Origin of the sequence: Sphingobium sp. DC-2, assembly GCF_000722555.1 — a bacterium.
Taxonomy (GTDB): domain Bacteria; phylum Pseudomonadota; class Alphaproteobacteria; order Sphingomonadales; family Sphingomonadaceae; genus Sphingobium; species Sphingobium quisquiliarum.
Genome location: NZ_JNAC01000075.1, coordinates 64,793 through 91,612 on the forward strand (window position 1 = coordinate 64,793; position 26,820 = coordinate 91,612).

26 protein-coding genes are annotated in these 26,820 nt (G+C 62.7%); 13 read left to right on the forward strand and 13 right to left on the reverse strand.

Annotated features, from left to right (window positions below):
• Positions 1-27: 27 nt before the first annotated feature.
• The 3 genes from gatB to gatC all read right to left on the reverse strand — a co-directional run bounded on the left by gatB (position 28) and on the right by gatC (position 3,516).
• Positions 28-1,530: an Asp-tRNA(Asn)/Glu-tRNA(Gln) amidotransferase subunit GatB gene (gene gatB / locus ET21_RS0116145; protein ID WP_030540493.1), complete on the reverse strand. Its 1,503-nt coding sequence runs from the start codon at positions 1,528-1,530 to the stop codon at positions 28-30.
• A 96-nt stretch (positions 1,531-1,626) separates the two neighbouring features.
• Complete coding sequence (gene gatA, locus ET21_RS0116150; protein WP_030540494.1) at positions 1,627-3,111, reverse strand: Asp-tRNA(Asn)/Glu-tRNA(Gln) amidotransferase subunit GatA; 1,485 nt, start codon at positions 3,109-3,111, stop codon at positions 1,627-1,629.
• Between the two features lie 117 nt (positions 3,112-3,228).
• Entirely contained in the window at positions 3,229-3,516 is a 288-nt protein-coding gene (gene gatC / locus ET21_RS0116160) for an Asp-tRNA(Asn)/Glu-tRNA(Gln) amidotransferase subunit GatC (protein WP_021239735.1), read from the reverse strand.
• A 125-nt stretch (positions 3,517-3,641) separates the two neighbouring features.
• Between gatC and ET21_RS0116165 the strand changes: the two genes are divergently transcribed.
• Positions 3,642-4,760, forward strand: a complete 1,119-nt coding sequence (locus ET21_RS0116165; protein WP_030540495.1) for a DUF3089 domain-containing protein — start codon at positions 3,642-3,644, stop codon at positions 4,758-4,760.
• 8 nt (positions 4,761-4,768) lie between these two features.
• A complete protein-coding gene (gene ruvX / locus ET21_RS0116170) occupies positions 4,769-5,233 on the forward strand; it encodes a Holliday junction resolvase RuvX (RefSeq protein ID WP_193378982.1) in 465 nt (154 codons plus the stop codon).
• Positions 5,234-5,242: 9 nt separating this feature from the next.
• Here ruvX and ET21_RS0116175 read toward each other — a convergent pair whose 3' ends face one another.
• From ET21_RS0116175 to serB, 3 genes are all read right to left on the reverse strand, one after another.
• Positions 5,243-6,703: a murein L,D-transpeptidase gene (locus ET21_RS0116175; protein ID WP_081856749.1), complete on the reverse strand. Its 1,461-nt coding sequence runs from the start codon at positions 6,701-6,703 to the stop codon at positions 5,243-5,245.
• Between the two features lie 101 nt (positions 6,704-6,804).
• Positions 6,805-7,065 carry a hypothetical protein gene (locus ET21_RS0116180; protein WP_021239739.1) on the reverse strand — a complete coding sequence of 87 codons (261 nt, stop codon included), beginning with the start codon at positions 7,063-7,065 and terminating at the stop codon, positions 6,805-6,807.
• Positions 7,066-7,219: 154 nt separating this feature from the next.
• A complete protein-coding gene (gene serB / locus ET21_RS0116185) occupies positions 7,220-8,098 on the reverse strand; it encodes a phosphoserine phosphatase SerB (protein ID WP_030540498.1) in 879 nt (292 codons plus the stop codon).
• On the opposite strand from serB, the gene miaA reads away from it, so the two are divergent.
• The 7 genes from miaA (at position 8,097) to leuA (ending at position 15,995) form a co-directional block, all read left to right on the forward strand.
• Positions 8,097-9,041 (forward strand): tRNA (adenosine(37)-N6)-dimethylallyltransferase MiaA, encoded by a 945-nt coding sequence (gene miaA, locus ET21_RS0116190; RefSeq protein WP_030540499.1) that lies wholly within the window; start codon positions 8,097-8,099, stop codon positions 9,039-9,041. The genes serB and miaA overlap by 2 nt on opposite strands.
• Before the next feature lie 101 nt (positions 9,042-9,142).
• Positions 9,143-10,891, forward strand: coding sequence for an acetolactate synthase 3 large subunit (locus tag ET21_RS0116195; protein WP_030540500.1), 1,749 nt, complete (start codon positions 9,143-9,145; stop codon positions 10,889-10,891).
• A gap of 10 nt (positions 10,892-10,901) precedes the next feature.
• Positions 10,902-11,252 carry a hypothetical protein gene (locus ET21_RS0116200; protein ID WP_021239408.1) on the forward strand — a complete coding sequence of 117 codons (351 nt, stop codon included), beginning with the start codon at positions 10,902-10,904 and terminating at the stop codon, positions 11,250-11,252.
• Positions 11,252-11,767, forward strand: a complete 516-nt coding sequence (ilvN, locus tag ET21_RS0116205; RefSeq protein WP_030540501.1) for an acetolactate synthase small subunit — start codon at positions 11,252-11,254, stop codon at positions 11,765-11,767. The genes ET21_RS0116200 and ilvN overlap by 1 nt, the downstream gene beginning before the upstream one ends.
• A gap of 189 nt (positions 11,768-11,956) precedes the next feature.
• Positions 11,957-12,976: a ketol-acid reductoisomerase gene (gene ilvC, locus ET21_RS0116210; protein WP_021239406.1), complete on the forward strand. Its 1,020-nt coding sequence runs from the start codon at positions 11,957-11,959 to the stop codon at positions 12,974-12,976.
• 354 nt (positions 12,977-13,330) lie between these two features.
• On the forward strand, positions 13,331-13,957 hold the full coding sequence (locus ET21_RS0116215; RefSeq protein ID WP_021239405.1) for a YceI family protein: 627 nt from the start codon (positions 13,331-13,333) through the stop codon (positions 13,955-13,957).
• 367 nt (positions 13,958-14,324) lie between these two features.
• Positions 14,325-15,995: a 2-isopropylmalate synthase gene (gene leuA, locus ET21_RS0116220; RefSeq protein ID WP_030540502.1), complete on the forward strand. Its 1,671-nt coding sequence runs from the start codon at positions 14,325-14,327 to the stop codon at positions 15,993-15,995.
• Between the two features lie 115 nt (positions 15,996-16,110).
• On the opposite strand, the gene ET21_RS0116225 is transcribed toward leuA, so the two are convergent.
• Positions 16,111-16,527 (reverse strand): VOC family protein, encoded by a 417-nt coding sequence (locus ET21_RS0116225; protein ID WP_030540503.1) that lies wholly within the window; start codon positions 16,525-16,527, stop codon positions 16,111-16,113.
• Positions 16,528-16,589: 62 nt separating this feature from the next.
• On the opposite strand from ET21_RS0116225, the gene trmFO reads away from it, so the two are divergent.
• Entirely contained in the window at positions 16,590-17,942 is a 1,353-nt protein-coding gene (gene trmFO / locus ET21_RS0116230; RefSeq protein ID WP_030540504.1) for a methylenetetrahydrofolate--tRNA-(uracil(54)-C(5))-methyltransferase (FADH(2)-oxidizing) TrmFO, read from the forward strand.
• A 4-nt stretch (positions 17,943-17,946) separates the two neighbouring features.
• Here the strand turns inward: trmFO and ET21_RS0116235 are convergent, their stop codons facing one another.
• Positions 17,947-18,411: an EF-hand domain-containing protein gene (locus tag ET21_RS0116235; RefSeq protein ID WP_030540505.1), complete on the reverse strand. Its 465-nt coding sequence runs from the start codon at positions 18,409-18,411 to the stop codon at positions 17,947-17,949.
• Between the two features lie 11 nt (positions 18,412-18,422).
• Positions 18,423-18,926: a hypothetical protein gene (locus ET21_RS0116240; protein WP_337587957.1), complete on the reverse strand. Its 504-nt coding sequence runs from the start codon at positions 18,924-18,926 to the stop codon at positions 18,423-18,425.
• A 275-nt stretch (positions 18,927-19,201) separates the two neighbouring features.
• Here ET21_RS0116240 and ET21_RS0116245 point away from each other — a divergent pair, with 275 nt between their 5' ends.
• From ET21_RS0116245 to ET21_RS0116255, 3 genes are read left to right on the forward strand one after another with little or no spacing between them, the layout of a single operon-like run.
• Positions 19,202-21,217, forward strand: coding sequence for a TadE/TadG family type IV pilus assembly protein (locus ET21_RS0116245; RefSeq protein ID WP_030540507.1), 2,016 nt, complete (start codon positions 19,202-19,204; stop codon positions 21,215-21,217).
• Positions 21,214-21,822: a TadE/TadG family type IV pilus assembly protein gene (locus ET21_RS0116250; protein ID WP_051585415.1), complete on the forward strand. Its 609-nt coding sequence runs from the start codon at positions 21,214-21,216 to the stop codon at positions 21,820-21,822. Before ET21_RS0116245 ends, ET21_RS0116250 begins: the two co-directional genes overlap by 4 nt.
• 8 nt (positions 21,823-21,830) lie before the next feature.
• Positions 21,831-22,514, forward strand: a complete 684-nt coding sequence (locus tag ET21_RS0116255; RefSeq protein ID WP_051768199.1) for a TadE/TadG family type IV pilus assembly protein — start codon at positions 21,831-21,833, stop codon at positions 22,512-22,514.
• A gap of 48 nt (positions 22,515-22,562) precedes the next feature.
• On the opposite strand, the gene ET21_RS0116260 is transcribed toward ET21_RS0116255, so the two are convergent.
• The 4 genes from ET21_RS0116260 to eno all read right to left on the reverse strand — a co-directional run bounded on the left by ET21_RS0116260 (position 22,563) and on the right by eno (position 26,796).
• A complete protein-coding gene (locus ET21_RS0116260; RefSeq protein WP_030540510.1) occupies positions 22,563-23,951 on the reverse strand; it encodes a pyruvate dehydrogenase complex E1 component subunit beta in 1,389 nt (462 codons plus the stop codon).
• A complete protein-coding gene (gene pdhA / locus ET21_RS0116265) occupies positions 23,951-25,024 on the reverse strand; it encodes a pyruvate dehydrogenase (acetyl-transferring) E1 component subunit alpha (protein ID WP_030540511.1) in 1,074 nt (357 codons plus the stop codon). Before pdhA ends, ET21_RS0116260 begins: the two co-directional genes overlap by 1 nt.
• A 110-nt stretch (positions 25,025-25,134) precedes the next feature.
• Positions 25,135-25,446 carry a septum formation initiator family protein gene (locus ET21_RS0116270; RefSeq protein ID WP_030540512.1) on the reverse strand — a complete coding sequence of 104 codons (312 nt, stop codon included), beginning with the start codon at positions 25,444-25,446 and terminating at the stop codon, positions 25,135-25,137.
• 75 nt (positions 25,447-25,521) lie between these two features.
• On the reverse strand, positions 25,522-26,796 hold the full coding sequence (gene eno, locus ET21_RS0116275) for a phosphopyruvate hydratase (RefSeq protein ID WP_030540513.1): 1,275 nt from the start codon (positions 26,794-26,796) through the stop codon (positions 25,522-25,524).
• Positions 26,797-26,820: the final 24 nt, after the last annotated feature.

Sequence of the window (26,820 nt, forward strand, 5' to 3'; positions counted from 1 at the left end):
GCAAGGACTTAGACAGCGCGCCCCGATTCAGGCAAGCGCCTTGCGGATCAGTTCGTTGACGACCTGGGGATTGGCCTTGCCCTGCATGGCCTTCATCGTCTGGCCGACGAAGAAGCCGAACAGCGCCTCCTTGCCCGCCTTATACTGTTCCACCTTGTCGCCATTGTCAGCCAGCACCTTGGCCACGGCGGCTTCGATCGCGCCGGTGTCGCTGGTCTGCTTGAGCCCCTTTTCCTCGACGATCGCGGGCGCGCGCTCGCCGGTTTCGAGCATGATCTCGAACACCTGCTTGGCGATGGTGCCGCTGATCGTGCCGTCCGCGACGAGCGCCAGCAGTTCAGCGCCCTCTTCAGGACCGACCGGGCTGTCTTCAAGGCTTTTGCCCAGCCGGTTGAGCGCGCCATAAAGTTCGGACAGCAGCCAGTTGGCCGACGCCTTCGCGACCTCGCCCTCGCTCTTTTTCTGGATGCGCGCGCCTTCGGCCAGCAGCGCTTCGAACCAGCGGGCCGTATCGGCGTCGGCCGTCAGCGTCGCGGCATTATAGGCGGAAAGGCCAAGCTGCTCCTCATAGCGGCGGCGCTTGGCGTCGGGCAGTTCGGGGAGCGACTGGCGGCATTCCTCCAGAAACGCGTCGTCCAGCTCCAGCGGCAGCAGGTCGGGATCGGGGAAGTAGCGGTAATCATGCGCATCCTCCTTCGACCGCATGGAGCGCGTTTCATTCTTGTCCGGGTCGTAGAGGCGCGTTTCCTGCACGATGGTGCCGCCCGCCTCCAGCACATCGACCTGGCGGTTGGCCTCATATTCGACCACCGCCATGACGAAGCGGACCGAGTTCACATTCTTCGTTTCGGTGCGCGTGCCGAACTCATGCCCCGGCTTGCGGACCGACACATTGACATCCGCGCGCATCGAACCCTGGTCCATATTGCCGTCGCAGGAGCCCACATAGCGCAGGATCGTCCGCAGCTTCGACAGATACGCCCCTGCTTCGGCGGGAGAACGCATGTCCGGCTTCGACACGATCTCCATCAGCGCCACGCCCGAACGGTTGAGGTCGACATAGGAGCGGGTCGGGTGCTGGTCATGCATCAGCTTGCCCGCATCCTGCTCGACATGGATGCGCTCGATACCGATCCGCTTGGTCGCGGCGTCGGGGTTCTTCTCGTCGAGATTGATCTCGATCTCCCCCTCTCCCACCAGCGGATGGTAAAGCTGGCTGATCTGATAGCCCTGCGGCAGATCGGCGTAGAAGTAGTTCTTGCGATCGAAGCGTGACCATTTGTTGATCTTCGCGTTGATCGCCATGCCGGTGCGCACCGCCTGACGGATGCACTCGCGGTTGGGCACGGGCAGCATGCCGGGCATGGCCGCATCGACTAGGCTGACCTGCGTGTTCGGCTCTGCGCCAAAAGCCGTGGCCGCGCCGGAAAAGAGCTTCGCCTGGCTCGTCACCTGCGCATGGACCTCCAGGCCGATCACGACCTCCCACTCGCCGGTTGCGCCCTGAATGCGATAGGTTGATTCAGTCATCTTCTTGTCCTCAAGTGTTCCCGCGAAGGCAGGAACCCGGGGTGAGTGCAGAGCCAAGCGGCCCTGGGCTCCGGCCTCGCCGGAGCACGGTTCGTTTTACCACCACTTCTCCGGCCGCGCCGTGAAGCCAGCCCGCTCCTCGATCGCGAGCCCCGCGTTGAGCACACCTTGCTCGTCCAGCGCCTTGCCGATGATCTGCAACCCCAATGGCAGCCCTTGCGAGTCCAGCCCGCCCGGCACCGCCATCGCAGGCAACCCCGCCAGCGACGCGGGCACGGTGAAAACGTCGTTCAGATACATGGCCAGCGGATCGGCCTGCTTCTCGCCCAGCGCGAAGGAAGCGCTCGGCGCAGTCGGCGTCAGCAGCAGGTCGCACTTCTCGAAAGCCTGCTCGAAATCGCGCGCGATCAGGGTGCGGACCTTCTGCGCCTGCGTATAATAAGCATCGTAGAATCCCGCCGACAGCACATAGGTGCCGATCATGATGCGGCGCTTGACCTCCGGCCCGAAACCGGCGGCGCGGGTCGCGGCATACATATCCTGGAGACCCGCCCCATCGGGAAGCTCGCGCTGCCCATAGCGCACGCCGTCATAGCGGGCGAGGTTGGACGAAGCCTCGGCAGGCGCGATGATATAATAGGTCGGCAGCGCATATTTGGTATGCGGCAGAGAAACCTCCACCACCTGCGCCCCCGCATCCTTCAGCCACTCGATCCCGCGATCCCACAGCGCCGCGATTTCGGCGTTCAGGCCATCGGGGCGATATTCCCTGGGAATGCCCACCGTCTTGCCCTTGAGATCGCTCGAAAGATTGGCTTCCCACTGCGGCACCGGCAGGTTCAGCGAGGTCGAATCCCTGGGGTCGAAGCCCGCCATGCTCTCCAGCAGGATCGCATTGTCGCGCACCGTCCGCGCCATCGGCCCGGCCTGATCGAGCGAGGAGGCGAACGCCACGATGCCCCAGCGAGAGCAGCGGCCATAGGTCGGCTTGATCCCGCTGATGCCGGTAAACGCGGCGGGCTGGCGGATGGAGCCGCCCGTGTCCGTCCCGGTCGCCGCCGGGCAGAGCCGCGCCGCGATCGCCGCGGAGGAACCGCCAGAGGAGCCGCCCGGCGCGAGCGCCGCATTGTCGCCGCCGCCCCGCCGCCAGGGCGAGATCACATTGCCGAAATAGCTCGTCTCGTTGGACGATCCCATGGCGAACTGGTCAAGGTTCAGCTTGCCCAGCATCCCCGCGCCCGCATCCCACAGCTTCTTCGAAACCGTGGATTCATAAGTCGGCTTGAACCCTTCCAGCATGTGGCTGGCGGCGGTGGTCTGCACGCCCTCGGTGCAGAACAGGTCCTTCATGCCGATCGGCACGCCCGACAGCGGCTTCAACGCCTCGCCCGCAGCCTTCGCCTTGTCGGCTGCATCGGCGGCGGCCAGCGCCTTTTCCGGCGTCTCGACGATGAAGGCGTTCAGCGCCTTGGCGGACGCGACATTGGCATTGAACGCCTCCGCCACCTCGCGCGCGGAAAAGTCCCCGGCGCGGAAGCCGTCGCGAATTTCGGCAACTGTGAGGTCAGTAAGATCAGTCACGATTAAATTCCCGTTCGGGCTGAGCGAAGTCGAAGCCCATCACTGAGCGGAGCGAAGTGGCCTCCCGCTGGCCGGCCGTGCCCCTCGACAAGCTCCGGGCGAACGGATGGCGCGCCATCACTCAATCACCTTGGGCACCGCGAAGAAGCCATGTTCGGCCTGCGGCGCGTTCGCCAGCACCTTGTCGCGGACATCGCCATCGGTCACAACATCGTCGCGCAGGCGCAGTTTGTTGGGGATGACGGCGGTCATCGGGTCGACGCCGGTCACGTCCACCTCACCCAATTGCTCCACCCAGCCAAGGATGTTGTTGAGTTCGGGCACCATCGCTTCGGCTTCGGCGTCGGTCACCGAAATGCGCGAGAGGCTGGCGATCTTTTTCACGGTCTGAAGGTCTATCGACATGGGCCGCCGCTACCATCCGCTCACGCTTGCTTCAAGTCCGCACTTGCGCCCCGCTTGCGCCTGCGCCAGACATGCGCCCGCGCAGCGGGGGCGCGCAGCCCCGCATCGTGACGGAGAGCAGCCCCGTGGCCCGCAAATTCCTGTATGTCGTCGCCGGCCTGATCGTGCTGGTCCTCGCGGCATTGCTGGTCTACCGCATCTGGGGCATGCAACTGATCCGCGCGGTGATGGTCCCGCGCGAAGCCTTCACGCCGCTGCGGCCGCTTGCGCCCAATGCCTATGACGATCCCGGCATGTGGATCGCCCGGCCCGACATTCGCAAGGGCAATCCCGCCCTGTGGACGCCGCAGGGGTTGAAGGACGCGCCGGTGGCGAAAAAGGCGGCGGTCTTCTTCATTCACCCCACATCCTACATCACCACCTTCGGCGGCGCGCATTGGAACATGCGGCTGGACGACAAGGACGCGCTCAACACCGCGCGGCGCTTCGTGCAGGGTCAGGCAAGCGCCTTCAACGCGGTGGGCGACATTTGGGTGCCGCGTTACCGTCAGGCCAATTATGGCGCATTCCTGACCCGCGATCAGGCGGGCGATCAGGCGCTCGCCGCCGCCTATCGCGACGTGGCGCAGGCGTTCGCCGCCTTCCTCAAGGCCAATCCCGAAGGGCCGCTGATCCTGGCGGGGCACAGCCAGGGGTCGCGCCACCTGCTGCAACTTCTGCGCGAACAGGTTGCGGGAAAGCCCGTGGCGGAAAGGATCGCGGCGGTCTATGCGGTCGGCTGGCCCGTTTCGGTGGAGGCTGACCTTCCGGCGCTGGGCCTGCCCGCCTGCGCGCGGCGCGATCAGGCGCATTGCCTGGTGAGCTGGCAAAGCTATGCCGAGCCCGCCGACCCTTCCCCCATCATCGAAACGTTCGAGCGCCGCAACGGCTATACCGGCCGCCCGCGCAAGGGCACGCATATGCTGTGCACCAATCCCATTACCGGCGCGTTCAACGGGTCGGCCCCGGCCAGCGCCAACCGGGGAACGCTGGACAGCCGCGACGACGCCAGGCCGCCGCGCCTGCTGACCGGCATCGTGCCAGCGCGCTGCGACACCAGCGGCGTCCTTATGATCGGGGAGCCCATCGACATGGGGCCGTTTACGTTGCCGGGCAATAACTACCATGTCTATGACTACAGCCTGTTCTGGGGCGATGTGCGCGAAGACGCGCGGCAGCGGCTGGCGACGTTCCTGAAATCATGACGCAGACCCTGCTGACCGCCGACCGCACGGCTTTTCGTGACGCTTTGCCGCAGGGCGGCCGCCTGCTGGGCATGGATGTGGGCACGAAGACGATCGGGCTGGCGCTGTGCGATGCGGGCTGGTCGATCGCCAGCCCGGCGCACACGGTCGTGCGCGGCAAGTTCAGCAAGGACAAGGTCGCGCTAGCCGCCTTCATCGAACAGCAGCAGGTCAGGGGGCTGGTCATCGGCCTGCCGCTGAATCTGGACGGCAGCGAAAGCCCGCGCAGCCAGGCGAGCCGCGCCTTCGCCCGCAACATGGCCGACCTTGGCCTGCCGATCCTGCTGTGGGACGAACGCTGGTCGACCCAGGCGGTCACGCGCACCCTGCTGGAAGCGGACGCCAGCCGTGCGCGGCGCGGGGAACTGGTCGACAAGCTCGCCGCCAGCTACATTTTGCAGGGCGCGATCGACGGGCTGATGGCCGGGTTCTGAAGCCGCCGCCTATCCTCCGTCCCGGTCATAGACATCGGGCAGGAACTGCACGCCGTCTCCGCCCGGCGCCGCTGTCAGGTAAGTGAGATAGACCGGCACGGGCTGGGGCAGCGGCACATGCTGTTCGGGCTCGTCGCTTTCCGGCTTGAGCGGCTTGCCGAAAAACCAGCGGCCAAGGCGCTGCGCATCCTCCAGCCGGACGCAGCCGTTGCTGAAATGGCGCGCGGGCTTCGCCAGCAAATCGCGCGAGGGCGTATCGTGCAGATAGATGCCAAGGTCGTTGGGAAACATGAACTTCACCTTCCCCATGGCGTTGGAACCGCCCGGCAGTTGCCGCACCCTCAACTGTTGCCGCCCGTCGGCGACCGCCTGCCAGTCTATCTCCGACTGGCTGAGCGGCCGGGCGTTCGCGCTCCAGTCGGTCAGCGCCTCATAGTTCAAACGGCTGAGCGACGCGCCGTCGAGGATGCGGGGGGCAAGCTTGCGCTCCACCAGATCGGACGGCACGTTCCAATAGGGGTTGAGCGTCGCATAGCGCACCATGCCCGCCATCATCGGCGTCTGGCTTTCCTTCGCGCCCGCTACGACCTTCATCGTGCCGTCCTGCCGGCCCTTGCTATAGTACCAGAGGCGCGCGGAAGCGGCGTCCACCACCACATGCCGCACCCACGGCCCCGGCAGCAGCCGCGCCCGGTCAAGGTTCAGCGCCAGCTTGCGGTCGTACCAGTCCGGTCCGCGGTTCAGCGCCTCGATCGTCTGCGCCCCCGCGACGCCATCGGCCTTGAGGCCATGATCCGCCTGAAAGGCGCGAACCTTCGCGGCGAGCGCCTTGTCATAGCTGCTCCCGTCCGGCAGGCCCAGGCGGCGGCGCAGCATGGATACGCCCTGCCCCTTCCCGCCGGGACGCAGCTTGACGTCAGCGGGAATGGCGACAGCGGGCAGACCGCCCCAGCGCTTGGCGAAACTTGCTCTTGCGGCGCGCAGCTTCATGTAGAAGGGGCTCATCCACTCCGCATTGGCCACATAGTCGGGGAATGACGACGCCACGGCGGCGGCGCGCAGGATATCGGCGGGCTCCTCGTCCTTCGGCTCCACCTCCGGGTCGAGATAGCGCATCTTCACCCGCCTGGACGGCCGCCGCATGTCCTTGACCAGTTCGGCAAAGGCCTTGGACAGGGCGATGTCGGCGCGGGCGAGCAAGCGCGGGTCGCCATGGCTGCCGTTCGCATCCTCCATGGCGCGCTCCAGGCCGCGTGGATCATAATCCTTGGGGTTGAGGCCATCGAGCCGGGCCGTCCTGACCAGCGCCAGCAAGGCGTCCGCCTGCGCGCCAAGCCTGTTGCCGTCGACCCATAGCGGCCAATAGCCGCGCGGACCGTAGAAGTCGCGCAGCTTTCCCCCGGCCGACGCGCGGATTTCCGCCCCGATGGTCGATTGCGCCGCGTCCTGCCCCGCCACCGGCTGCGCCATGGCGGAAACCGGGACAAGCCCGGCAACCAACAGTCCCGGTATAAGGAAACGCCGAAACAGGCGGGCGCGGCAGGACAGCCGCGCCCCTGATATCAAATGTGTCAGCCGCGTTCTCCAGACCGGCTCGGCGGCGGGGGCGGAGGCGGCGGCGGGCAAGGCGGACCCTGCACCTCATGATACATGCCGTCGGCCGAATAATAGCCATCGACAATGCCGTCGCCATTGCGATCCGCGGCGACGGTGCCTGCGATCGCGCCGGGGCCGACCGGCGGCGCGGGCGCGATGGGTTCATCCCTTGTCGACGCGCACGCGCTCAGGGCGAGTGCCGTGCCGCCGAGAAGAGCCAATAGCCTGATTTTCATACCCTCTCCCTTGGCGACACGAGGACCGCGCGCCGGTTAGAACATGGACACTGCCAATCGCAGCGCAAGTGCAACGATCAACCCGCGCTTTGGAAGCCATTACCCGATCGCAATGACGATAGGCCGTTGCCTATGCGCGACGGATCGCGGCCGCCTATCCTTCGGCCCAATCCGCCGAAGCAATGCCCTGCGCATAAAGCAGCACGGACAGGTCGCCGTGCACAATCTCCGCATGCGCGGCTTCCCGCGTTTTGGGCTTGGCATGATAGGCGACGCCCAGCCCCGCGCCCTGGATCATCGGAATGTCGTTCGCCCCGTCACCCACCGCCAGGGTGAGCGCCCGGTCGATACCGCCCGCTATCGCCTGCTCCAGTTCCGCCAGCTTCCGCGCCGCATCGACGATCGGCAGGGCGACCGTGCCCGCCAGCGTCCCATCGGCGATGTCCAGCACATTGGCGACCGCGCTGTCGAAGCCGATCTCTTCGGCCACCGGCCCGGTGAAGCGGGTAAAGCCGCCCGACACCAGCAATGTCCGTGCCCCCCGTGCCTTCATCGTGCGGACCAGCGCCCTTGCGCCCGGCATGATCCTGACCCGCTCCGTCCGGCACCGGTCGATCGCCGCATCCTCCAGCCCCTTGAGCAGGGCGACGCGCTCATGCAGTGCGCCTGCGAAATCCAGCTCCCCGCGCATCGCCCGTTCGGTGATCTCGGCGATCTGCGGCTTGATCCCGGCATAATCGGCCAGCTCGTCGATGCATTCCACCGTGATCATGGTGGAATCCATGTCGGCGATCAGCAGCTTCTTCTCGCGCCCTTCGGCGGGCTGCACGATCACGTCCACCTTGTCGCCGGTGTCCGTCAGCGCCGCGCGCGCCGTCACCGGATCGCTGCCGAAGAAGATGTCCGCCGCCTTGCCCTCGTCCAGCCACCGGCTGTCCACCGGCGCGCAGCCGGCGGTGGCAAGCCGCGCGACGGCTTCCTCAATATCCCCCTGACTCAAGGCCGCACTTGCCACTAAGGTCGCGACGAACATGGACACTCCCGAAACAGATAAGGGCGAATCCCGCCCGCGCGTCGCGCTTATTGCCGGACCCACCGCCAGCGGCAAGAGCGCGCTCGCCATTGCTCTTGCGCAGGCGGCGAACGGCGTCGTCATCAATGCCGACGCCAGCCAGGTCTATGCCGACCTGCGCATCCTGTCCGCCCGCCCCTCGCCGGAGGAGATGGCGGATGTCCCCCACCGCCTGTTCGGCCATATCGACGGCGCGGAAGCCTGCACCGCCGCCCGCTGGGCCAGCGAGGCGCGCGCCGAAGTGCGCCGCGCGCATGATGAAGGGCGGCTGCCCATATTGGTCGGCGGCACCGGCCTTTACCTGCGCACGCTGCTGGAGGGGATCGCGCCCGTGCCGGACATAGACCCCGCCATCCGCGCCGCCGTTCGCGCCCTGCCCGTGGCGCAGGCGCATGCGGCGCTGGCCATCGAGGACCCTGCCGCCGCCGCGCGCCTCAACCCCGCCGACACGACCCGCGTCGCCCGCGCGCTGGAGGTGGTGCGCTCCACCGGACGCACGCTCGCCCTGTGGCAGCAGCATAAGAGCGGCGGCATCGCAGCGCAGATCAGCCTTGCTCCGCTCATCCTGCTGCCGCCCCGCCCGTGGCTGTTCGAACGATGCGACCGCCGTTTCGAGCAGATGGTGACGGATGGCGGGGTCGAGGAAGCCGAACGGCTGATCGCGCGCGGCCTTTCGCCCAGCCTCCCGGTGATGCGCGCCATCGGCGTGCCGGAAATCGCCGCATGGCTTGGCGGCCGGATCGATCGCGCAGCCATGATCGAGCGCGGGCGGATCGCGACCCGGCAATATGCCAAACGCCAATATACCTGGTTCTCCCACCAGCCGCCCGCCGCCTGGCGACGGGAAATGGGACAAATTGATGACAAAAGCATCAAGCGGATTGTAACTAAATTTCTTGAATAGCGGTTGACGCGGCATTTTATGTCGAATAGAGGCACCCACCTTGCCTTCGTTCCGCATCTGGAGCAGAGGGCGCAACCTGCATCCAGTGGAAGGATTTCATCGTGGCCGAAAAGAGCGGCGCGGACATTTTGGTTGAGTGCCTGATCGACCTGGGGGTCGAGGTCGTGTTCGGCTATCCGGGCGGGGCGGTGCTGCCCATCTATGACGCGCTTTTCGACCATCCGAAGATCCGCCACGTCCTCGTCCGCCACGAACAGGGCGCGACCCATATGGCGGAAGGCTATGCGCGCTCGACCGGAAAGCCCGGCGTCGTCCTCGTCACCTCCGGCCCCGGCGCGACCAATGCCGTCACCGGCATCACCGACGCGCTGATGGACTCGATTCCGATGATCGTCATCACCGGACAGGTCCGGACACAGCTGATCGGCACCGACGCGTTCCAGGAAGCCGACACGGTCGGCATCACGCGCCATTGTTCGAAGCATAATTATCTGGTCAAGGACCCGGCGAAGCTCGCCAGCGTCGTCCATGAGGCGTTTCACATCGCCACCACCGGCCGCCCCGGCCCGGTCGTCATCGACATTCCCAAGAATGTCCAGATCGCGACCGCGCCCTATGCCCCGCCGCTAAGCTTCGAACATGCAAGCTACAAGCCGCAGACGCAGGCCGACGCCTCCGCCATCGCGACCGCCGTTGAGATGCTGGCCAAAGCGGAACGCCCGGTCTTCTATACGGGCGGCGGCGTCATCAACTCCGGTCCCAAGGCGTCGCTGCTGCTGCGCGAACTGGCGGAACTGACCGGCGCGCCTGTCACCTCGACCCTCATGGGCCTTGGCGCTTTCCCCGCTTCCTCACCGCAATGGCTGGGGATGCTGGGCATGCACGGCACCTATGAAGCCAATTGGGCGATGAACAAGGCGGACCTGATCGTCTGCATCGGCGCCCGCTTCGACGACCGTGTCACCGGCCGCCTCGACGCCTTCTCGCCCAATAGCAAGAAGATCCACATCGACATCGACCGCAGCTCGATCAACAAGACGGTGGAGGTCGACCTGCCCATCGTCGCGGATGTCGGCAATGCGCTGACCGACATGATCACCGCATGGAAGACGCACGGCCACAAGGCGGCGGATCTTTCCGAATGGTGGGCGCGGATCGAAGGCTGGCGCGCGCGCAACAGCCTCGCCTATCCCGAAAGCCGCGAAGAGATCATGCCGCAGGAGGCGATCGCCGAACTCTACCGCGCTTCGAAGGCGGCGAAGGACGTCATCATCACCACCGAAGTCGGCCAGCATCAGATGTGGGCCGCCCAGCATTTCGGCTTCGAAGCGCCCAACAAATGGCTGACCTCCGGCGGCCTTGGCACGATGGGCTACGGCTTTCCCGCCGCGATCGGCGCGCAGGTCGGCAACCCGGACAGCCTGGTCGTGTGCGTCGCTGGCGATGCGTCGATCCAGATGAACATTCAGGAAATGGGCACCGCCACGCAGTATCGCCTGCCGGTCAAGGTGCTCATCCTCAACAATGAATATATGGGCATGGTCCGCCAATGGCAGGAACTGACCTATGAAAGCCGCTATTCCAACAGCTATTCCGACAGCCTGCCCGACTTCGTGAAGATGGCGGAGGCCTATGGCTGGACCGGCATCCGCATCGAAGGACCGCAGGAACTGGCGGCGGGCATTGCCCAGATGATCGACACGCCCGGCCCGGTGATCGTGGACTGCCGCGTGGCGAAGCTTTCCAACTGCTTCCCGATGATCCCTTCGGGCGCGGCGCATACCGACATGCTGCTCGACCCCAACCAGATTGCGGGCATCATGTCGGATGAGGCGAAGGCTCTGGTGTAAGGACGGGGGCGTGACGCAGCATCTGAAGCTCCGCATCCATGTGAGCGAACCCTTCGACTTCGAACGGCATGCGGGCACGGCCGAGCTGAAAGGCTGGACCGTGGACCATGCCGACGCGGAGAATGAGGATTGGGAAGTGCATCTGGATGAAGGCTTCGATTTTCATGGACGCCGGATCGGCCGCCTGCTCGTCAGCCCGCGCTATGTGGGCGAGCATCTGGCCCGCATGTTCGATGCCATCGCCGGATTTCCGGTCCGCATCGCCCATCGCGACGACGGCAGTTGGCAATATGCCTTTACCGGCATGATTTCCGAGCGCCACGAGCGCGAAAAAGAACCGGAAAACGGGACAAGCATCTGATGCATATCCAGGAAGAATATAGCGAGCGGCACGTCCTGTCGCTGATGGTCACCAATGAAGCGGGCATATTGGCGCGCATCGCGGGCCTGTTCACCGCGCGCGGCTATAATATCGACAGCCTGACCGTGGCGGACATCACGCCCGATCATGCGATCAGCCGCATCACCATCGTCACCAACGGCCCGCCCAAGGTGATCGACCAGATCATTGCGCAGCTCGACCGGCTGGTGCCGGTGCACAAGGTCACGGACCTCACCGCCAACGGCCCCTTCGTCGAGCGCGAACTGGCGCTGGTCAAGGTGTCCGGCACGGGCGAGGACCGGATAGAGGCGCTGCGCCTCGCCGATGTCTTCCGCGCCAAGGTGGTGGACACGACGATCGAAAGCTTCATCTTCGAAATCACCGGCACGACCGAAAAGATCGACAATTTCGTCGCCCTGATGCGGCAGATCGGGCTGGTCGAAGTGGGCCGCACCGGCGTCGTCGGCCTGATCCGCGGCAAGGAGCCGAATTGACTTAGACCCCTCTCCCGCCTGCGGGAGAGGGAGGGGCCTGCCGCGAAGCGGTGGGAGGGTGAGGGCCAGTCACGCACGGCCCCATCCGGTGGTTCCCCCTCACCAACTTCGACTGGGGCCCTCCGGCTCGGGTCTTCGTATCCTCTCCCTCCAGGGAGAGGGTCAGGATATGAAAAAGGAAGAACGGACATGAAGGTTTATTACGATCGCGACGCCGACATCGGCCTTATCAAGGGCAAGAAGGTCGCCATCCTCGGCTATGGCAGCCAGGGTCACGCCCACGCCCAGAATCTGCGCGACAGCGGCGTGGCCGAAGTCGCCATTGCCCTGCGCCCCGGTTCGGGATCGGCCAAGAAGGCCGAAGGCGCGGGCTTCAAGGTCCTGCCCAACGCGGAAGCCGCCGCATGGGCCGACGTCCTCATGATCCTCGCCCCCGACGAGCATCAGGCGGAAATCTACGCCAAGGACATTCACGAGAATCTGAAGCCCGGCGCCGCGCTCGCCTTCGCCCACGGCCTCAACGTCCATTTCGGCCTGATCGAGCCGCGCAAGGACGTGGACGTGATCATGATCGCGCCCAAGGGTCCCGGCCACACCGTCCGCAGCGAATATCAGCGCGGCGGCGGCGTGCCCTGCCTGATCGCCATCGCGCAGGACGCGACCGGCAACGCGCATGACATCGCCCTGTCCTATGCTTCGGGCGTCGGCGGCGGCCGTTCGGGCATCATCGAAACCAACTTCCGCGAGGAATGCGAAACCGACCTGTTCGGTGAGCAGGCCGTTCTGTGCGGCGGCGCGACCGCGCTGGTCCAGGCTGGCTTCGAAACGCTGGTCGAAGCTGGTTACGCTCCCGAAATGGCTTATTTCGAATGCCTCCACGAACTCAAGCTGATCGTGGACCTGATGTATGAAGGCGGCATCGCCAACATGCGCTATTCGATCTCGAACACCGCCGAATATGGCGATATCAAGACCGGTCCGCGCATCATCACCGAAGAAACGAAGAAGGAAATGAAGCGCGTCCTCGCCGACATCCAGTCGGGCCGCTTCGTCAAGGACTTCGTCCTCGACAACCGCGCCGGCCAGCCCGAACTCAAGGCCAGCCGCCTCGCCGCCCAGCGTCACCAGATCGAGGAAACCGGCGCCAAGCTGCGCGCCATGATGCCCTGGATCGGCGCCAACAAGCTGGTGGACAAGGAAAAGAACTAAGGCCCTTGGAAGGGGGCGGCCTTCCTCTGCCCTCCTCCAGATGCTGGTTTCACCCATCATCAATGCGCTAAAAGGCGCAGAGAACGTAAGGGAATTTTCTCCCGCGTCCTCTGCGCCGCCGCGCGATTAAATCACATAGAACACTCACTAGAATGACGTTCGCGCCAGGTCGCGGAGGTGGGCGTGCGCCGCCACCGCCGTTCGCTGAGCTTGCCGAAGCCTCCGGCTCACTCCGCCCGCCGGGTGGACAATCACCCTCTTCCCGTAACCCTTCGTTTCCGGTTACACCTCTGGAACAATCGAACGACGCCGCTATGGTAGCGCGTCCCTTGACTGCTTCTGGAGAACCCATCCATGCGCACGTTCCTGATTTCCGCCGCCGCCATCGCCGCCATCGCGGGAGGCACCGCCGTCATAGCCCAGCAGACGCCGGGCGTTCCGGGCGCGAAAGATCCATCGCGCGTGACCGGCGGCACCTATCAGGTCGATCCCGGCCACACCCAGGTCGCCTTCGCCTATGATCATATGGGCTTTTCGAACAATTTCGGCCTCATCTCCCAGCCGACCGGCACGCTGACGCTGGACCCCAAGAATGTCGCTGCATCCAAAGTGTCGATCGACGTGCCGATCGCCAATCTGCGCACCGGCATCCCGGCGCTGGACGAGCATCTGATGAAGGCGGACTTTTTCGATTCCGCCAAATTCCCCAAGGCGACGTTCGTTTCGACCAGCGTGAAGCCTGACGGCGCGACCAGCGCCGAGATCACCGGCAATCTCACCATCAAGGGCGTGACGAAGCCGGTGACGCTCGACGCCGATTTCTATGGCGCGGGCAAGGCTCCGGCGATGGCGGGCGGTAAGGAGAATGTCGGCTTCGTGGCGACGACGACGATCAAGCGCAGCGACTTCAACATGGGCTACGCCGTCCCCATGGTCGGCGACGCCGTCGAATTGAAGATCGTCGCGGCGTTCCAGAAGTAAGCCATCCTCCCCCTCTCCCATCAGGGAGGGGGGGTAAGCGCCACAAGATCGAACACCTTAACGTCATGCTGAACTTGTTTGAGCATGACCAACGTAGCTGCTTCAAATCCGCCCCGTTCGCTTCAAGCGCAGCCGAAAAGCCATTCTATCAAGAAACACTGGACGCGCCGCCCCAAAAAGGGTTAAGGCCGATCCATCATGCAGCGCGTGCTTCTTCCCCTGCTACGACTTACACGCCCTTAGGCGTGGCTTTTGTGCTGCTCTTCGCTTGAATGACGCAGCGATACGCCTAAGGGCATTTTCAAGCAGATAGTCATTCACTGGGCCAGCGCCGCGCTGCCCGTTTGCGTAAAGAAGTAGCTTTCCCATGATGCTGACCGATCCTTCGCAGAAATATCGCCCTTTCCCTCAGGTGGACCTGCCCAATCGCCAGTGGCCGGGCGCCGTCATCACCTCGCCGCCGCGCTGGCTCTCGACCGACATGCGCGATGGCAACCAGTCGCTGATCGACCCGATGAACGCGGAAAAGAAGCGCCGCTTCTTCGACCTGCTGCTCAAGGTCGGCGTCAAGGAAATCGAAGTCGGATTTCCCAGTGCAGGCGCGACCGAGTTCGACTTCATTTCCGGCCTGGTCCGCGATGGCGCGATCCCCGACGATGTATTCCCGCAAGTGCTGACCCAAGCGCGCGAGGACCTGATCGCCACCACCTTCGAAAGCCTGCGCGGCGCGAAGAAAGCCATCGTCCACGTCTATAACGCCGTGTCGCCCGCCTGGCGCAACATCGTGTTCCAGATGGACCGTCCGCAGATCAAGGAGATCGCCATCAATGCGGCGAAGCTGCTGCGCGACAATGCCGCCAAGCAGCCGGACACCGATTGGCATTTCGAATATTCGCCGGAAACCTTCTCCACCGCCGAGCTGGATTTCAGCCTGGAATGCTGTGAAGCGGTGATGGAGATCCTCCAGCCAACGCCCGAAAAGCCGCTGATCCTGAACCTGCCCGCGACGGTGGAGGCGGCGACGCCCAACATCTATGCCGACCAGATCGAATGGATGTGCCGCAACATCTCCAAGCGAGACAGCGTCGTCATTTCGCTGCATACCCATAATGACCGTGGCACCGGCGTCGCGGCGGCGGAACTGGGTCTGATGGCGGGCGCGGATCGGGTCGAAGGCTGTCTGTTCGGCAATGGCGAGCGCACCGGCAATTGCGACCTGGTGACTGTCGCGCTCAACATGTACACGCAGGGCATCAATCCGGGACTGGACTTCTCCGACATTGATGAGGTCATCCAGACCGTCGAATATTGCAACCAGCTGCCAGTCCACCCGCGCCATCCCTATGCGGGCGAACTGGTCTTCACAGCCTTCTCCGGCTCGCATCAGGACGCGATCAAGAAGGGTTTCGCCGCTCAGGAAGCGCGCAACGACCAGATTTGGGACGTCCCCTATCTGCCGATCGATCCCAAGGATCTGGGCCGTGACTATGAGGCGGTGATCCGCGTCAATTCTCAGTCCGGCAAGGGCGGCGTCGCCTGGGTGTTGCAGCAGGACAAGGGGCTGAAGCTGCCCAAGCGGATGCAGGCCGATTTCTCGAAGGTCGTGCAGGCGCTGGCCGACCGGAGCAGCCGGGAACTGAATGCCGCCGACATCTGGGCCGCGTTCGAAGATCATTACCGCCTGACTGGCGACCAGCCCTACAAGCTGATCGACTATAATGAGACCGGCCATGCGGGCGACCGCATCTTTACCGGCAAGATCGCGCACAAGGGCGGCGAGCGGAGCATTTCCGGGCGTGGCAACGGCCTGATCTCATCGGTGCTGGCGGCGCTGCGCGATGATCTGGGCGTCGATCTGGAGGTGGCGGATTATAGCGAGCATGCGATCGGCGTCGGTACGGATGTGGCCGCGGCCGCTTATGTCGAATGCCGCACACCCGATGGCCGCACGGTCTTTGGCATCGGCACCGACACGGACGTGGCGACCGCCTCGGTTCAGGCAGTGCTTTCCGCCGCCAATAGCGTCGCTGTGAGGTGATCAGCACGGGGCGGATGCCGGTGAAAATACGGCATCCGCGCCGCAGCAGCCTGGTTCGAGCGGCAGGACCTGTTCCTGCCCGCACAGGAACATGAACTTGGGTTAGCCGGAACGATCAGGGCGCTTCGTCAGGCGCGCTCAAGTCGACTTCCGCATGGCAGACGGCTTCCACATTGATGCCGTCCGGGTCCAGGATGAAGGCGGCGTAATAGCTCGGCCCATAATGCGGCCTTAGGCCCGGTGCGCCATGATCCCGGCCGCCTGCGCGAAGTCCTGCGGCATGGAAGGCGTGTACCTGCGCACGGTTTTCGACGCGGAAGGCGATGTGCGTACCCTCCCCCACCGCCTCATTATCGCCGATCCAGAAAAATGGATCATCATCCCGGCCATAGCCATGGGTTTCGCCGCCGCTGAGATTGTCGGCCGCCGGGATGGTCATCAGCCGTTGCAGCCCGATGGCGCCGAGCAGTTCATCGTAGAAGTCGCGTGACCGCGCCGCGTCACTGACCGCGATGCCGATATGATCGATCATTTTGCGCTCTCCTTTTGCCGCCGATTGACCTAAACGCCACGCACCAACGCATGGACGGGAAAATGGGCGAAGCGACAGATCATCAGGTGCATATCATCGGCGGCGGGCTGGCCGGGTCGGAGGCGGCCTGGCAACTGGCGCAGGCTGGCGTGAAGGTCCGTCTATCCGAAATGCGTGGCGCGGGAGACATGACACCAGCGCATCAAACCGATGGGCTGGCGGAGTTGGTCTGTTCCAACAGCTTTCGTTCAGATGATGCGGACAAGAATGCCGTTGGCCTGCTGCATCAGGAAATGCGGTGCCTGGGCTCGCTCATCATGGCTCAGGCGGAGCCCGCCAAGGTGCCCGCCGGATCGGCGCTGGCGGTCGACCGTCATATGTTTTCCGATGGCGTCACCCGCGCCTTGGCCGCGCACCCCAACGTCGAAATCGTTCGGGAGCGTATCGACCAGTTGCCTGCCGCAGGAATGACCATCGTCGCCACCGGGCCGCTGACTGCTCCTGCGCTGGCCGAAAGCATCGGGGCAGCGGCGGGCATGGATCACCTCGCCTTTTTCGACGCGATCGCGCCGGTCGTCCATTTCGACAGTATCGACATGGACAAATGCTGGATGGCCAATCGCTGGGACAAGATCGGGCCAGGCGGTGGCGAGGGCAAGGACTATATCAACTGCCCCATGAACCGGGAGCAGTATGAGGCCTTTGTCCAGGGACTGCTGGACGGGGAAAAGACCGAGTTCAAGGAGTGGGAGACGAACACGCCCTATTTCGAAGGTTGCATGCCGATCGAGGTAATGGCATCGCGCGGCCCCGAAACATTGCGGCATGGACCGATGAAGCCGATGGGTCTGGACGATCCGCGCACCGGTCGCTGGCCCTATGCCGTCGTCCAGTTACGGCAGGACAATGCATCGGGCACGCTGTGGAACATGGTCGGTTTCCAGACCAAGCTCAAGCATGGCGCCCAGGTTGAGCTGTTCCGCACCATCCCTGGACTGGAGAAGGCGGAGTTCGCGCGGCTGGGCGGCCTGCACCGCAACACCTTCATCCAAAGTCCCAAGCTGCTCGACGCCACGCTCCGCCTCAGGAGCGCTCCGCACATCCGTTTCGCCGGGCAGATGACCGGGTGCGAAGGCTATGTCGAAAGCGCGGCGATCGGCCTGCTGGCGGGACGGTTCGCGGCGGCCGAACTGCTGGGGCTGCAAATGACGCCGCCTCCACCGGAAACCGCGCTAGGAGCATTGCTGGGCCACGTCACCGGCAATGACGCGACCGCGGACTATCAGCCCATGAACGTCAATTTCGGCCTCTTCCCACCACTGGAGGACGTGAAGAAAAAGCAGCGGAAGGAGGCCATGACCTCCCGCGCGCGCGCCGCATTGGGAGAATGGCTGGGCGAGCTTCAGCCCGCCTGAGCCATCAGCATTTGCATTTGGCCGCTGCGCTGCGCTTGGGCGCAGTGGTGGCGAACTCGGCTGGCGTCAGCTTGCCGTCCGCATTCGCATCCGCCTTGCCAAAGCGATCCGATGTGGCGACCGCCCATTCCTCGAACGACAGAAGATTGTCCTTGTCTTTATCGAGCGCCTTGAAGGCCTTGACCCGGCTGCCCATCATCTCGATGCGGGTGATCACTCCATCGCGGTTGCGGTCATAGCGGGCAAAGCGCTTCTGTTCGCGGCTTTGCGGACTGGCTTCGGCAGGCGCCGGCAACGGCTTGCCCACTGCTGCGGGATTGCCCTTGGGCAGGTCCTCAATGGCCGGAGGCGGCGGCGGGACCACCATCGCCTGTGGCACGGGTTCGCTGGTCGCGCGTCCCTGCCACCAGAAAAGGCCCGCCGCTACCAGGAGCAACGCGGCGCCCGCACCTGCCATGATCCGCCCCACCAAGTCCTCCGTCAGCCTGTGCTCAATGCAACGCGCAGCAACCGCAGATAAAGACGCGGCGTCAGTCGCCCAGGCGCTGCCCAGCCCTTTATGATGTCCTGCCGCGCCAGACCATAGGCAATCCGCATCGGCCGCCATGCCGCTGGCCAAGGGAGTGGCCCGGAAAGGAGCTTCACCCTGGCGCGCTCGATCGCGTCAGCGGCGAGGGCGCGGTCGCTCACATGGCCTGACAAGTCCCACAATGCCCAAACGGCGCCAGCCTGGATCAGCCATGGCGGCGCCTCAGCCTCTCCCGCAAGCGAATGAAAGAATCCTCCCCCACGACCATCTGCATAGACGTCCAGATCGATGTCTCCGATCATCGCTTCCCAGCCGTCGAGCCATGCGGAAAGCCCCGCAGGCGGGATCGTTCCGATTTCTCGCAAGGCATCGATAAGGGGTTCGCCCCTTCCCTTCACCCCTTCCTCATCACTCAAGGCTTCATGCCACCAGGCCAGACGAATTTGTCCGATCATCGGTTCGCTTGTCGTTGCCGCCAACTTGGCGAAGCGCGCATCCAGGGCCCAAAGAAGCCGATGGCGCGGCATGCTTTCGCCAGCATAAGCGCTGAGCAATGCTGCCAGCCCGGAAGGTTCCGCATCCGCCAGATCAGTCATGACGCATATACCGGCAGGTATAGATTAGCGTCATTTTAACTATGTCCCGAATAATGATCATAACAACTGTCCATTATGGAACAGTGGCTGCCCTGCCTGCATGGGGGTCGGGACGAGTACGGGTGTAAGCAAAAATGAGCGACAGGATCAAGCGCACGCTGTTCATTTTAATGCGGCTATATCACAATCAGGCGGGCAATACGCTCGCTATGGTGGCGGCTGCCATTTTCCCCTTGGCGGCTCTCGTAGGCGGCGGTGTCGAGATGAGCCGCATCTACCTTACGAAGACTCGGCTACAGCAGGCCTGCGACGCTGGCGCGCTCGCCGGGCGGCGCTCCATGTCGGGGATCACCTGGACGACAACGGGCACCGGCAACAGCAAGGAAACAGCCGAGAAGTTCTTCAACATCAACTTCCCCGCGCACAGATATGGCACCAACTCCTCGACAGTCGACTATAACGCTTCCAACACCGGTGCGGTAACCGGCGTTGCGAGTGCGGTTGTTCCGATGTCGCTAATGTCGCTGTTCGGAATGCCTGCCAAAACGGTTACGGTCGAATGCACCGCAGACCTTCAACTGCCCAATACGGACGTCATGTTCGTCCTGGACACCACTCTGTCGATGAACGACATCAATCCGGGCGACAGCCAGAGCCGCATCGCTGTGCTACGTGCAGCCGTTACTGATTTCTACAACACTTTGCAAAGCGTCAAGCCTGCGGGCAGCCACATCCGGTACGGCTTTGTGCCCTATTCTTCTACGGTTAATGTAGGCATGTTGCTGAAGCGGGACTGGATACAGGATGTTGCCACCTACGATTCGCGAGTTAGTGACGGGACATCGATAATTCCGGGGAGCACCCAAGGTGCAACCATCACTACAACAACCACAGTTACGATTAGCGGATCAACAAGCACCGGCACGAAATATCAAGGTTCTTCGGAGCAATGCACCGCTCCGGCCAACAGCTTGTCAGATGACTATTCGGACTGGTCAGGCTGGTCGCCTTCTGCGACAAGTCTACCTCGCTCCCGTACGCGCACCCGCACTCGCAACGGGACCACTTATTCAGCAGGTCTGAACAACGGAATTTGCTGGATAACTCCGACTAATTATAACAACTTGGTTGAAGAACAAACTCAGACGATCAAGGAAAATCCGAACGCTGGGGATCAGAATGCGGACGGTACGGCTTATCACTGGATTTACCAGCGTGTGGATTACTCAATGGCGGACCTCAAGGGTACAGGCGACGGGAATGCTACAGTTAGCGGTGGAGATCTGGAAACTTGGGTCGGGAATAACCATACGCGTCGCGTGGTGAGTTGGAAACAAAGTAACGCCTGCATAGAAGAGCGAAAAACCCGTCGTTCGGACGAAGGCCCGGATGAATCCAGATATGATATGGATGTCGATCTAATACCTGACAAAAGCAATCGGGACACACAGTGGAAGCCTTTCCTCCCTGGGGTCGTCTATGGCCGGAAAAGTGGAAACTTGGCAGGTACGACCGGATGGGTTTACAGCGAATCCGCTGAGACAAAAACGCGCGACGTCAACATCAATGCGACCACCAACTATGTCACGCCGTCTTCCGACTTGACACAATATGGGGCCTGTCCGACTTACGCGCGCAAGCTTGCGGAAATAGATTCTAGCACACTTGCAACCTATCTGGCCGCTTTAAAGCCAGCGGGATTTACCTATCACGATATTGGCATGCTTTGGGGCCTGCGCCTTATGTCACGAGAAGGTTTGTTCGCGGCCGAGCATGCTGCGGCTGAAGCATCGGGCCGTTACGCCCGCAACCTCATCTTCATGACGGATGGGCAAACCGACACCCGCATCGGGGCTTACGACGCCTGGGGTCAGTCTGCCGTAGCGCGGCGGCGTACGCCCAAAGGATCGATTCCGACCAACGCAGAGCAAAATGCCATTACCGAAGCCCGGCTTACGGAGCTTTGCAACATCGCTAAGAATAATAAGAATATCACGGTCTGGGTCATCGCCTTTGGCACGGAGTTGACGAGCCTGCTGTCGAACTGCGCTTCGCCCGGCCGTGCCTATCAGGCCAACAATGCTTCGCAGCTAACGGAGACCTTCTCACAAATCGCCTCGCAGATCGCTCAGCTTCGGGTCACGCGATGAGCGAGATCGGCCTGGTAGGATGTGCAGGGAAGCTGACGCGAGACTCTCGCGGCGCGACAATCGTTGAGTTTGCGTTTGTCGCGCCCGTTCTCATCCTCTTCCTCATGTTCCTGTTCGACACTGGCTACTATCTCTATGCGCGATCCATTCTGACGGGCGAGGTGCTCAGAGCTGGCCGTGCTTCAACGCTGGAAACGGCCACTGACACCAATCGCGCCGCATTGGATCTGGCAGTCGAAACAGCGGTAAAGCGTCTGGTCAGCGGCGGAACGCTGGAATTCGACCGCATGGCTTATAAGTCCTACGGCCGTGCCCAGGCGAAAGCAGAAGCATTCATCGACAGCAACAACAATAATGTGTGCGACAATAACGAAAGCTTCGACGACGCGAACCGAAACAATGTGCGAGATCTGGATTCCGGAACATCCGGTCAAGGCGGCGCACGAGACGTAACCATTTACACGGTCACTCTGCATTACAACCGGTTGTTTCCCATGTCGTCGCTACTCGGCTGGAGTCAGGAAGTTACGATGCGAGCAAGCACATTGTTGCGGAATCAACCCTTCGATAAGCAGGCAGAAGCGCTGGTGGGCCATTGCACCTGAGGATCACTATGAATAAACGATCATTCCTTGGGCAATCGTCATGGGGGAAGCGCCCGCGCGCACTGCCGCTTGAATCGCTTGCTCAATCCGAAAGCGGCCTCGCACTTGTCGAATTCGCCATCACACTACCGTTTCTTCTGGTGCTCGCCACATCAGGACTTGAACTAACTAACTATGCGCTGACGGTAAAGCAGATCGGCGAACTGTCAGTAATGGTTGCTGACAACGCGTCGCGAATGGGGTCACAGACCGCGATCAACAACAAGCCGGTCAGCGAAGCGGAGATCAACGACGTCTTCATCGGCGCTGATCTGCAAGCGTCCAGCCTTAAAATGGGCACTAACGGACGGATTATCCTGTCCAGCCTGCAACAAAACGAACAAGGCGGCCAGACGATCAAATGGCAGCGTTGTTTCGGTGGAGTTTCTTACTCGTCAGTCTATGGCCCTGAAGGAACAGGCGCCACGGGAACCAGTTTTGCAGGCGTCGGACCGACGGGAGGGGAATTGAAGGCCGCCCCGGGTACAGCGGTGATGGTCGTTGAAATTCGCTATCGCTACCAACGTCTCCTGCCGCTGATCTGGCTACCTTTGCACGACATCACCGAAATGTCGGCCTTCAATGTTCGCGATAGCCGTGACATCACGCAAGTTTATAACACAGAAAATGTGACGCCCTCTACCTGTAGCTGATGGGAAAAAGAGGGAAGAACGGAGACCGCCTTCCCACTTTCCTCTTGATCAACTGCGATAGCACACCTTCTTCGCAGCAGTGACGACCCGATCTGCATCGATCAGGGCGGCCTTTTCCAGATTGGCCGCATATGGGAGCGGGACATCTTCGTTGGTCACGCGCAGGACCGGGGCGTCGAGATCGTCGAAGCCTTGCTCCATGACCACCGCCGCGATTTCCGACGAGATGGAGCAGACGGGCCAGCCTTCCTCGACAACCACAAGCCGGTTGGTCTTTTTCAGGCTTTGCAGCACCGTGGCGGTATCGAGCGGGCGCAGGGTGCGCAGGTCGATGACTTCGGCATCGATGCCCTCCCCCGCGAGCGTTTCGGCGGCGTCGAGCGCGACGCCGACGCCGATCGAGTAGCTAACCAGCGTCACATCCTTGCCTTCGCGGACGATGCGGGCCTTGCCGATCGGCAGCACATAGTCATCGACCTTAGGAACATCGAAGCTGCGGCCGTAGACAAGCTCATTTTCCAGGAACACGACCGGGTCCTCGGACCGGATCGCCGCCTTGAGCAGTCCCTTCGCGTCCGCCGCGTCATAGGGTGCGATGACGATCAGGCCGGGCACCGCCGCATACCAGGGTCCGTAATTCTGGCTGTGCTGAGCGGCTACGCGGCTGGCGGCGCCGTTTGGGCCACGGAACACGATCGGGCAGCGCATCTGGCCGCCTGACATATAGTTGGTCTTGGCCGCCGAATTGATGATGTGATCAATCGCCTGCATGGCGAAGTTGAACGTCATGAACTCGATGACCGGACGCAGCCCGCCCATCGCAGCACCAGCGCCGACGCCCGCAAAGCCATGTTCGGTGATCGGCGTGTCGATGACGCGCTTTGCCCCGAATTCTTCCAGCAGTCCCTGCGTGACCTTATAGGCGCCCTGATACTCGGCGACCTCCTCGCCCATCACGAAGACGCGCTCGTCGCGGCGCATTTCTTCCGCCATGGCATCGCGAAGGGCTTCGCGAACGGTGGTCTTCACCATCTCCGTGCCTTCGGGCAGGTCCGGGTCGGCGATGCTGGCCTTTGTTTCAGAGCCCAGTTTGGACGTGCCGCTTTCAGCCTTCTTGGGCGCTTCCGGCGCAGCTTCGGGCTTGGCAGGAGGTGCGCTCTCTTCGGCCTTGGGGGCTGCCGCCGCTGTCTCACCGCCTTCTCCGGCCATGGTAGCGATGACGGTCCCGACCTTCACGCCTTCGGTGCCTTCGGGCACAACGATTGCTCCGATCTTGCCTTCATCGACAGCCTCGAACTCCATCGTGGCCTTGTCCGTTTCGATCTCGGCCAATATGTCGCCGGACCGCACTTCATCGCCTTCCTTCACCAGCCATTTGGCGAGCGTGCCTTCCTCCATGGTCGGCGAAAGCGCCGGCATCTTGATTTCGATACCCATTAATACTGCTCCACCAGCACGTCGGTATAAAGTTCGGACAGCTCCGGCTCGGGGGATGTTTCAGCGAAGTCCGCAGCGTCGCTCACGATCTTGCGGATATCCTGGTCGATCTTCTTCAACTCGTCCTCGCTGACGCCCATCTCGGCCAGATATTTTTTGGCGCCTTCGATGGGGTCCGACTTTTCGCGCATCGCCTGCACTTCTTCGCGCGAGCGGTATTTGGCCGGGTCGGACATGGAGTGGCCGCGATAGCGATAGGTCTTCATTTCCAGCAGGATGGGGCCATTACCGTCCTGCACCCATTTCAGCGCCTCTTCGGTCGCGCCGCGCACGGCCAGAACGTCCATGCCGTCGACCTGCAAGCCCGGAATACGGAAGCTTTCGCCGCGCCGGTAGAGCTGGTCCTCGGCCGACGAGCGGTTGACGCTGGTTCCCATGGCATATTGGTTATTCTCGATCACGAAGATGATCGGCAGCTTCCAAAGCTCAGCCATGTTGAAGCTCTCATACACCTGGCCCTGGTTCGCCGCGCCATCGCCGAAATAGGCGACGCACACGCCGCCATCGCCCCTGTATTTGTGCGCAAAGCCAAGCCCCGTCCCCAACGACACCTGGGCGCCGACGATGCCGTGACCGCCGAAAAATTTATGTTCGACGCTGAACATATGCATCGAACCGCCCTTGCCCCTCGAAATACCGGCTTCACGCCCGGTCAATTCCGCCATGATCAGCTTGGGATCGATGCCGTAAGCAAGCATGTGGCCGTGATCGCGATAGCCGGTAATCACGCTGTCCTTGCCAGGCTCAAGCGCCGACTGGATGCCAACGGCGACGGCTTCCTGCCCAATATAAAGGTGGCAAAATCCGCCAATCAGCCCCAGCCCATAAAGCTGGCCCGCCTTTTCCTCAAACCGGCGAATGAGAACCATCTGCCGGTAAAATTCCATCAACTCTTCCTTGGACGCCTTGTAATCAGTGGGCGCTTCAGGGCGAGGCCGGTTATGGTCGGCGCTTGCAGGGCTGGGGGCCTTTGCTTTGGCGCGCGAAGGACGCGGCGTCGTTGGTTTCGCCAAGGTTCTTATCCTTTTGCGTGGACAGGGATGGAAGGAACGCCCGTATAGCGGCAGAAGTCCGCCGATTGCAACGTTAAGGAGCCGGAAAAAGGCGTCCGCCGCCCCTCAGGTCAGTTCAGTGGAACGACGACTTCGTCATGATGGATGACGCCCAACTGGCGCCTGATCAACTCATCACTGAGGTCTGGGTCAACCCTGCGCGGATTGAGCAGGTCGACACGATTGCGCAGTTCATTCCTGTGCGCCTCGACCTGCTTCAACTCCGCCTTGGCATGGTGCAACTGCCGCGTGTAATCACCCCATGCCAGCACCCCGTTGGAACCGAGCACGACATAACCAGCGAAGAACAGCAGAAGAAGCATCGCAATCGCGGGCCCAACAGCCGAAAACAACAACATGCGAAGTTTAGCGATATGCGCCATGGACAAGTTGAATCACAGCCGGAGGTCAGCCGCAAGTGAAATCTTGTTCACCTGCGGCCGGTTCGTCGCAAGAACTTAGCGGAAGATGGAACGGCCAGCATAAACGGCGACGTCCCCCAACTCCTCTTCGATACGGATCAGCTGATTATATTTGGCGAGCCGGTCCGAACGCGCGAGCGAGCCGGTCTTGATCTGGCCGCAGTTGGTTGCAACAGCGAGGTCTGCGATCGTCGCATCCTCGGTTTCGCCCGAGCGGTGCGACATGACAGCAGTGTAGCGCGCGCGGTGCGCCATATTGACCGCCGCCAGCGTTTCGGTCAATGAACCGATCTGGTTCACCTTCACCAGCAGGGAATTGGCAAGCCCCTTGCCGATGCCCATTTCCAGCCGCTTGGGGTTGGTGACGAACAGGTCGTCGCCCACCAGCTGGCACTTGCCGCCGATCTTGTCAGTCAGAATCTTCCAGCCGTCGAAATCATCTTCGGCCATGCCGTCTTCGATCGACTTGATCGGATAGCGAGCGACGAGATCGGCCAGATAATCGGCCATTTCGGCGGAAGTCAGGCTTTTGCCCTCGCCTACCATCTCATATTTGCCGTTCTTGAAGAACTCGGTCGAGGCGCAGTCGAGCGCCAGCATGACGTCATCGCCGGGCTTGTATCCCGCCTTCTCGATCGAGGCGAGGATGAAATCCAGCGCATCAGTGGTCGAAGACAGGTTCGGCGCAAATCCGCCTTCGTCGCCGACGGCGGTCGCCAGCCCCTTGTCATGCAGACCTTTCTTGAGTGTGTGGAAGATTTCCGCACCCACGCGGACCGCATCGGCCAGGCTTTCCGCGCCGACCGGCATGATCATGAATTCTTGGAAGTCGATGGGGTTGTCGGCATGCTCGCCGCCGTTGATGATGTTCATCATCGGCACCGGCAGGACATGAGCCGACACGCCGCCAACATAGCGGTAGAGAGGCAGACCACGCGCATCGGCCGCAGCCTTTGCCGTGGCCAGGCTGACGCCCAGAATGGCGTTCGCGCCAAGCCGGCCCTTATTCTCCGTCCCGTCGAGCGAGATCATCGCGGCGTCGACTTCGGCCTGATCCTCGGCGTCGAGGCCGATCAGTTGTCCGGCGATTTCGTCATTCACGGCCGCCACGGCGGCAAGCACGCCCTTGCCCAGATATTTGCTGGCATCGCCGTCGCGCTTTTCCACCGCCTCATAGGCGCCGGTTGACGCGCCGGAGGGTACGGCCGCGCGGCCGAAGCTGCCATCTTCCAGCATGACATCGACTTCGACAGTGGGGTTACCGCGACTGTCGAGGATCTGACGAGCGCGGATATCAAGAATGGCGGTCATGGTCGCTCCCTGGAATAGCGTGTT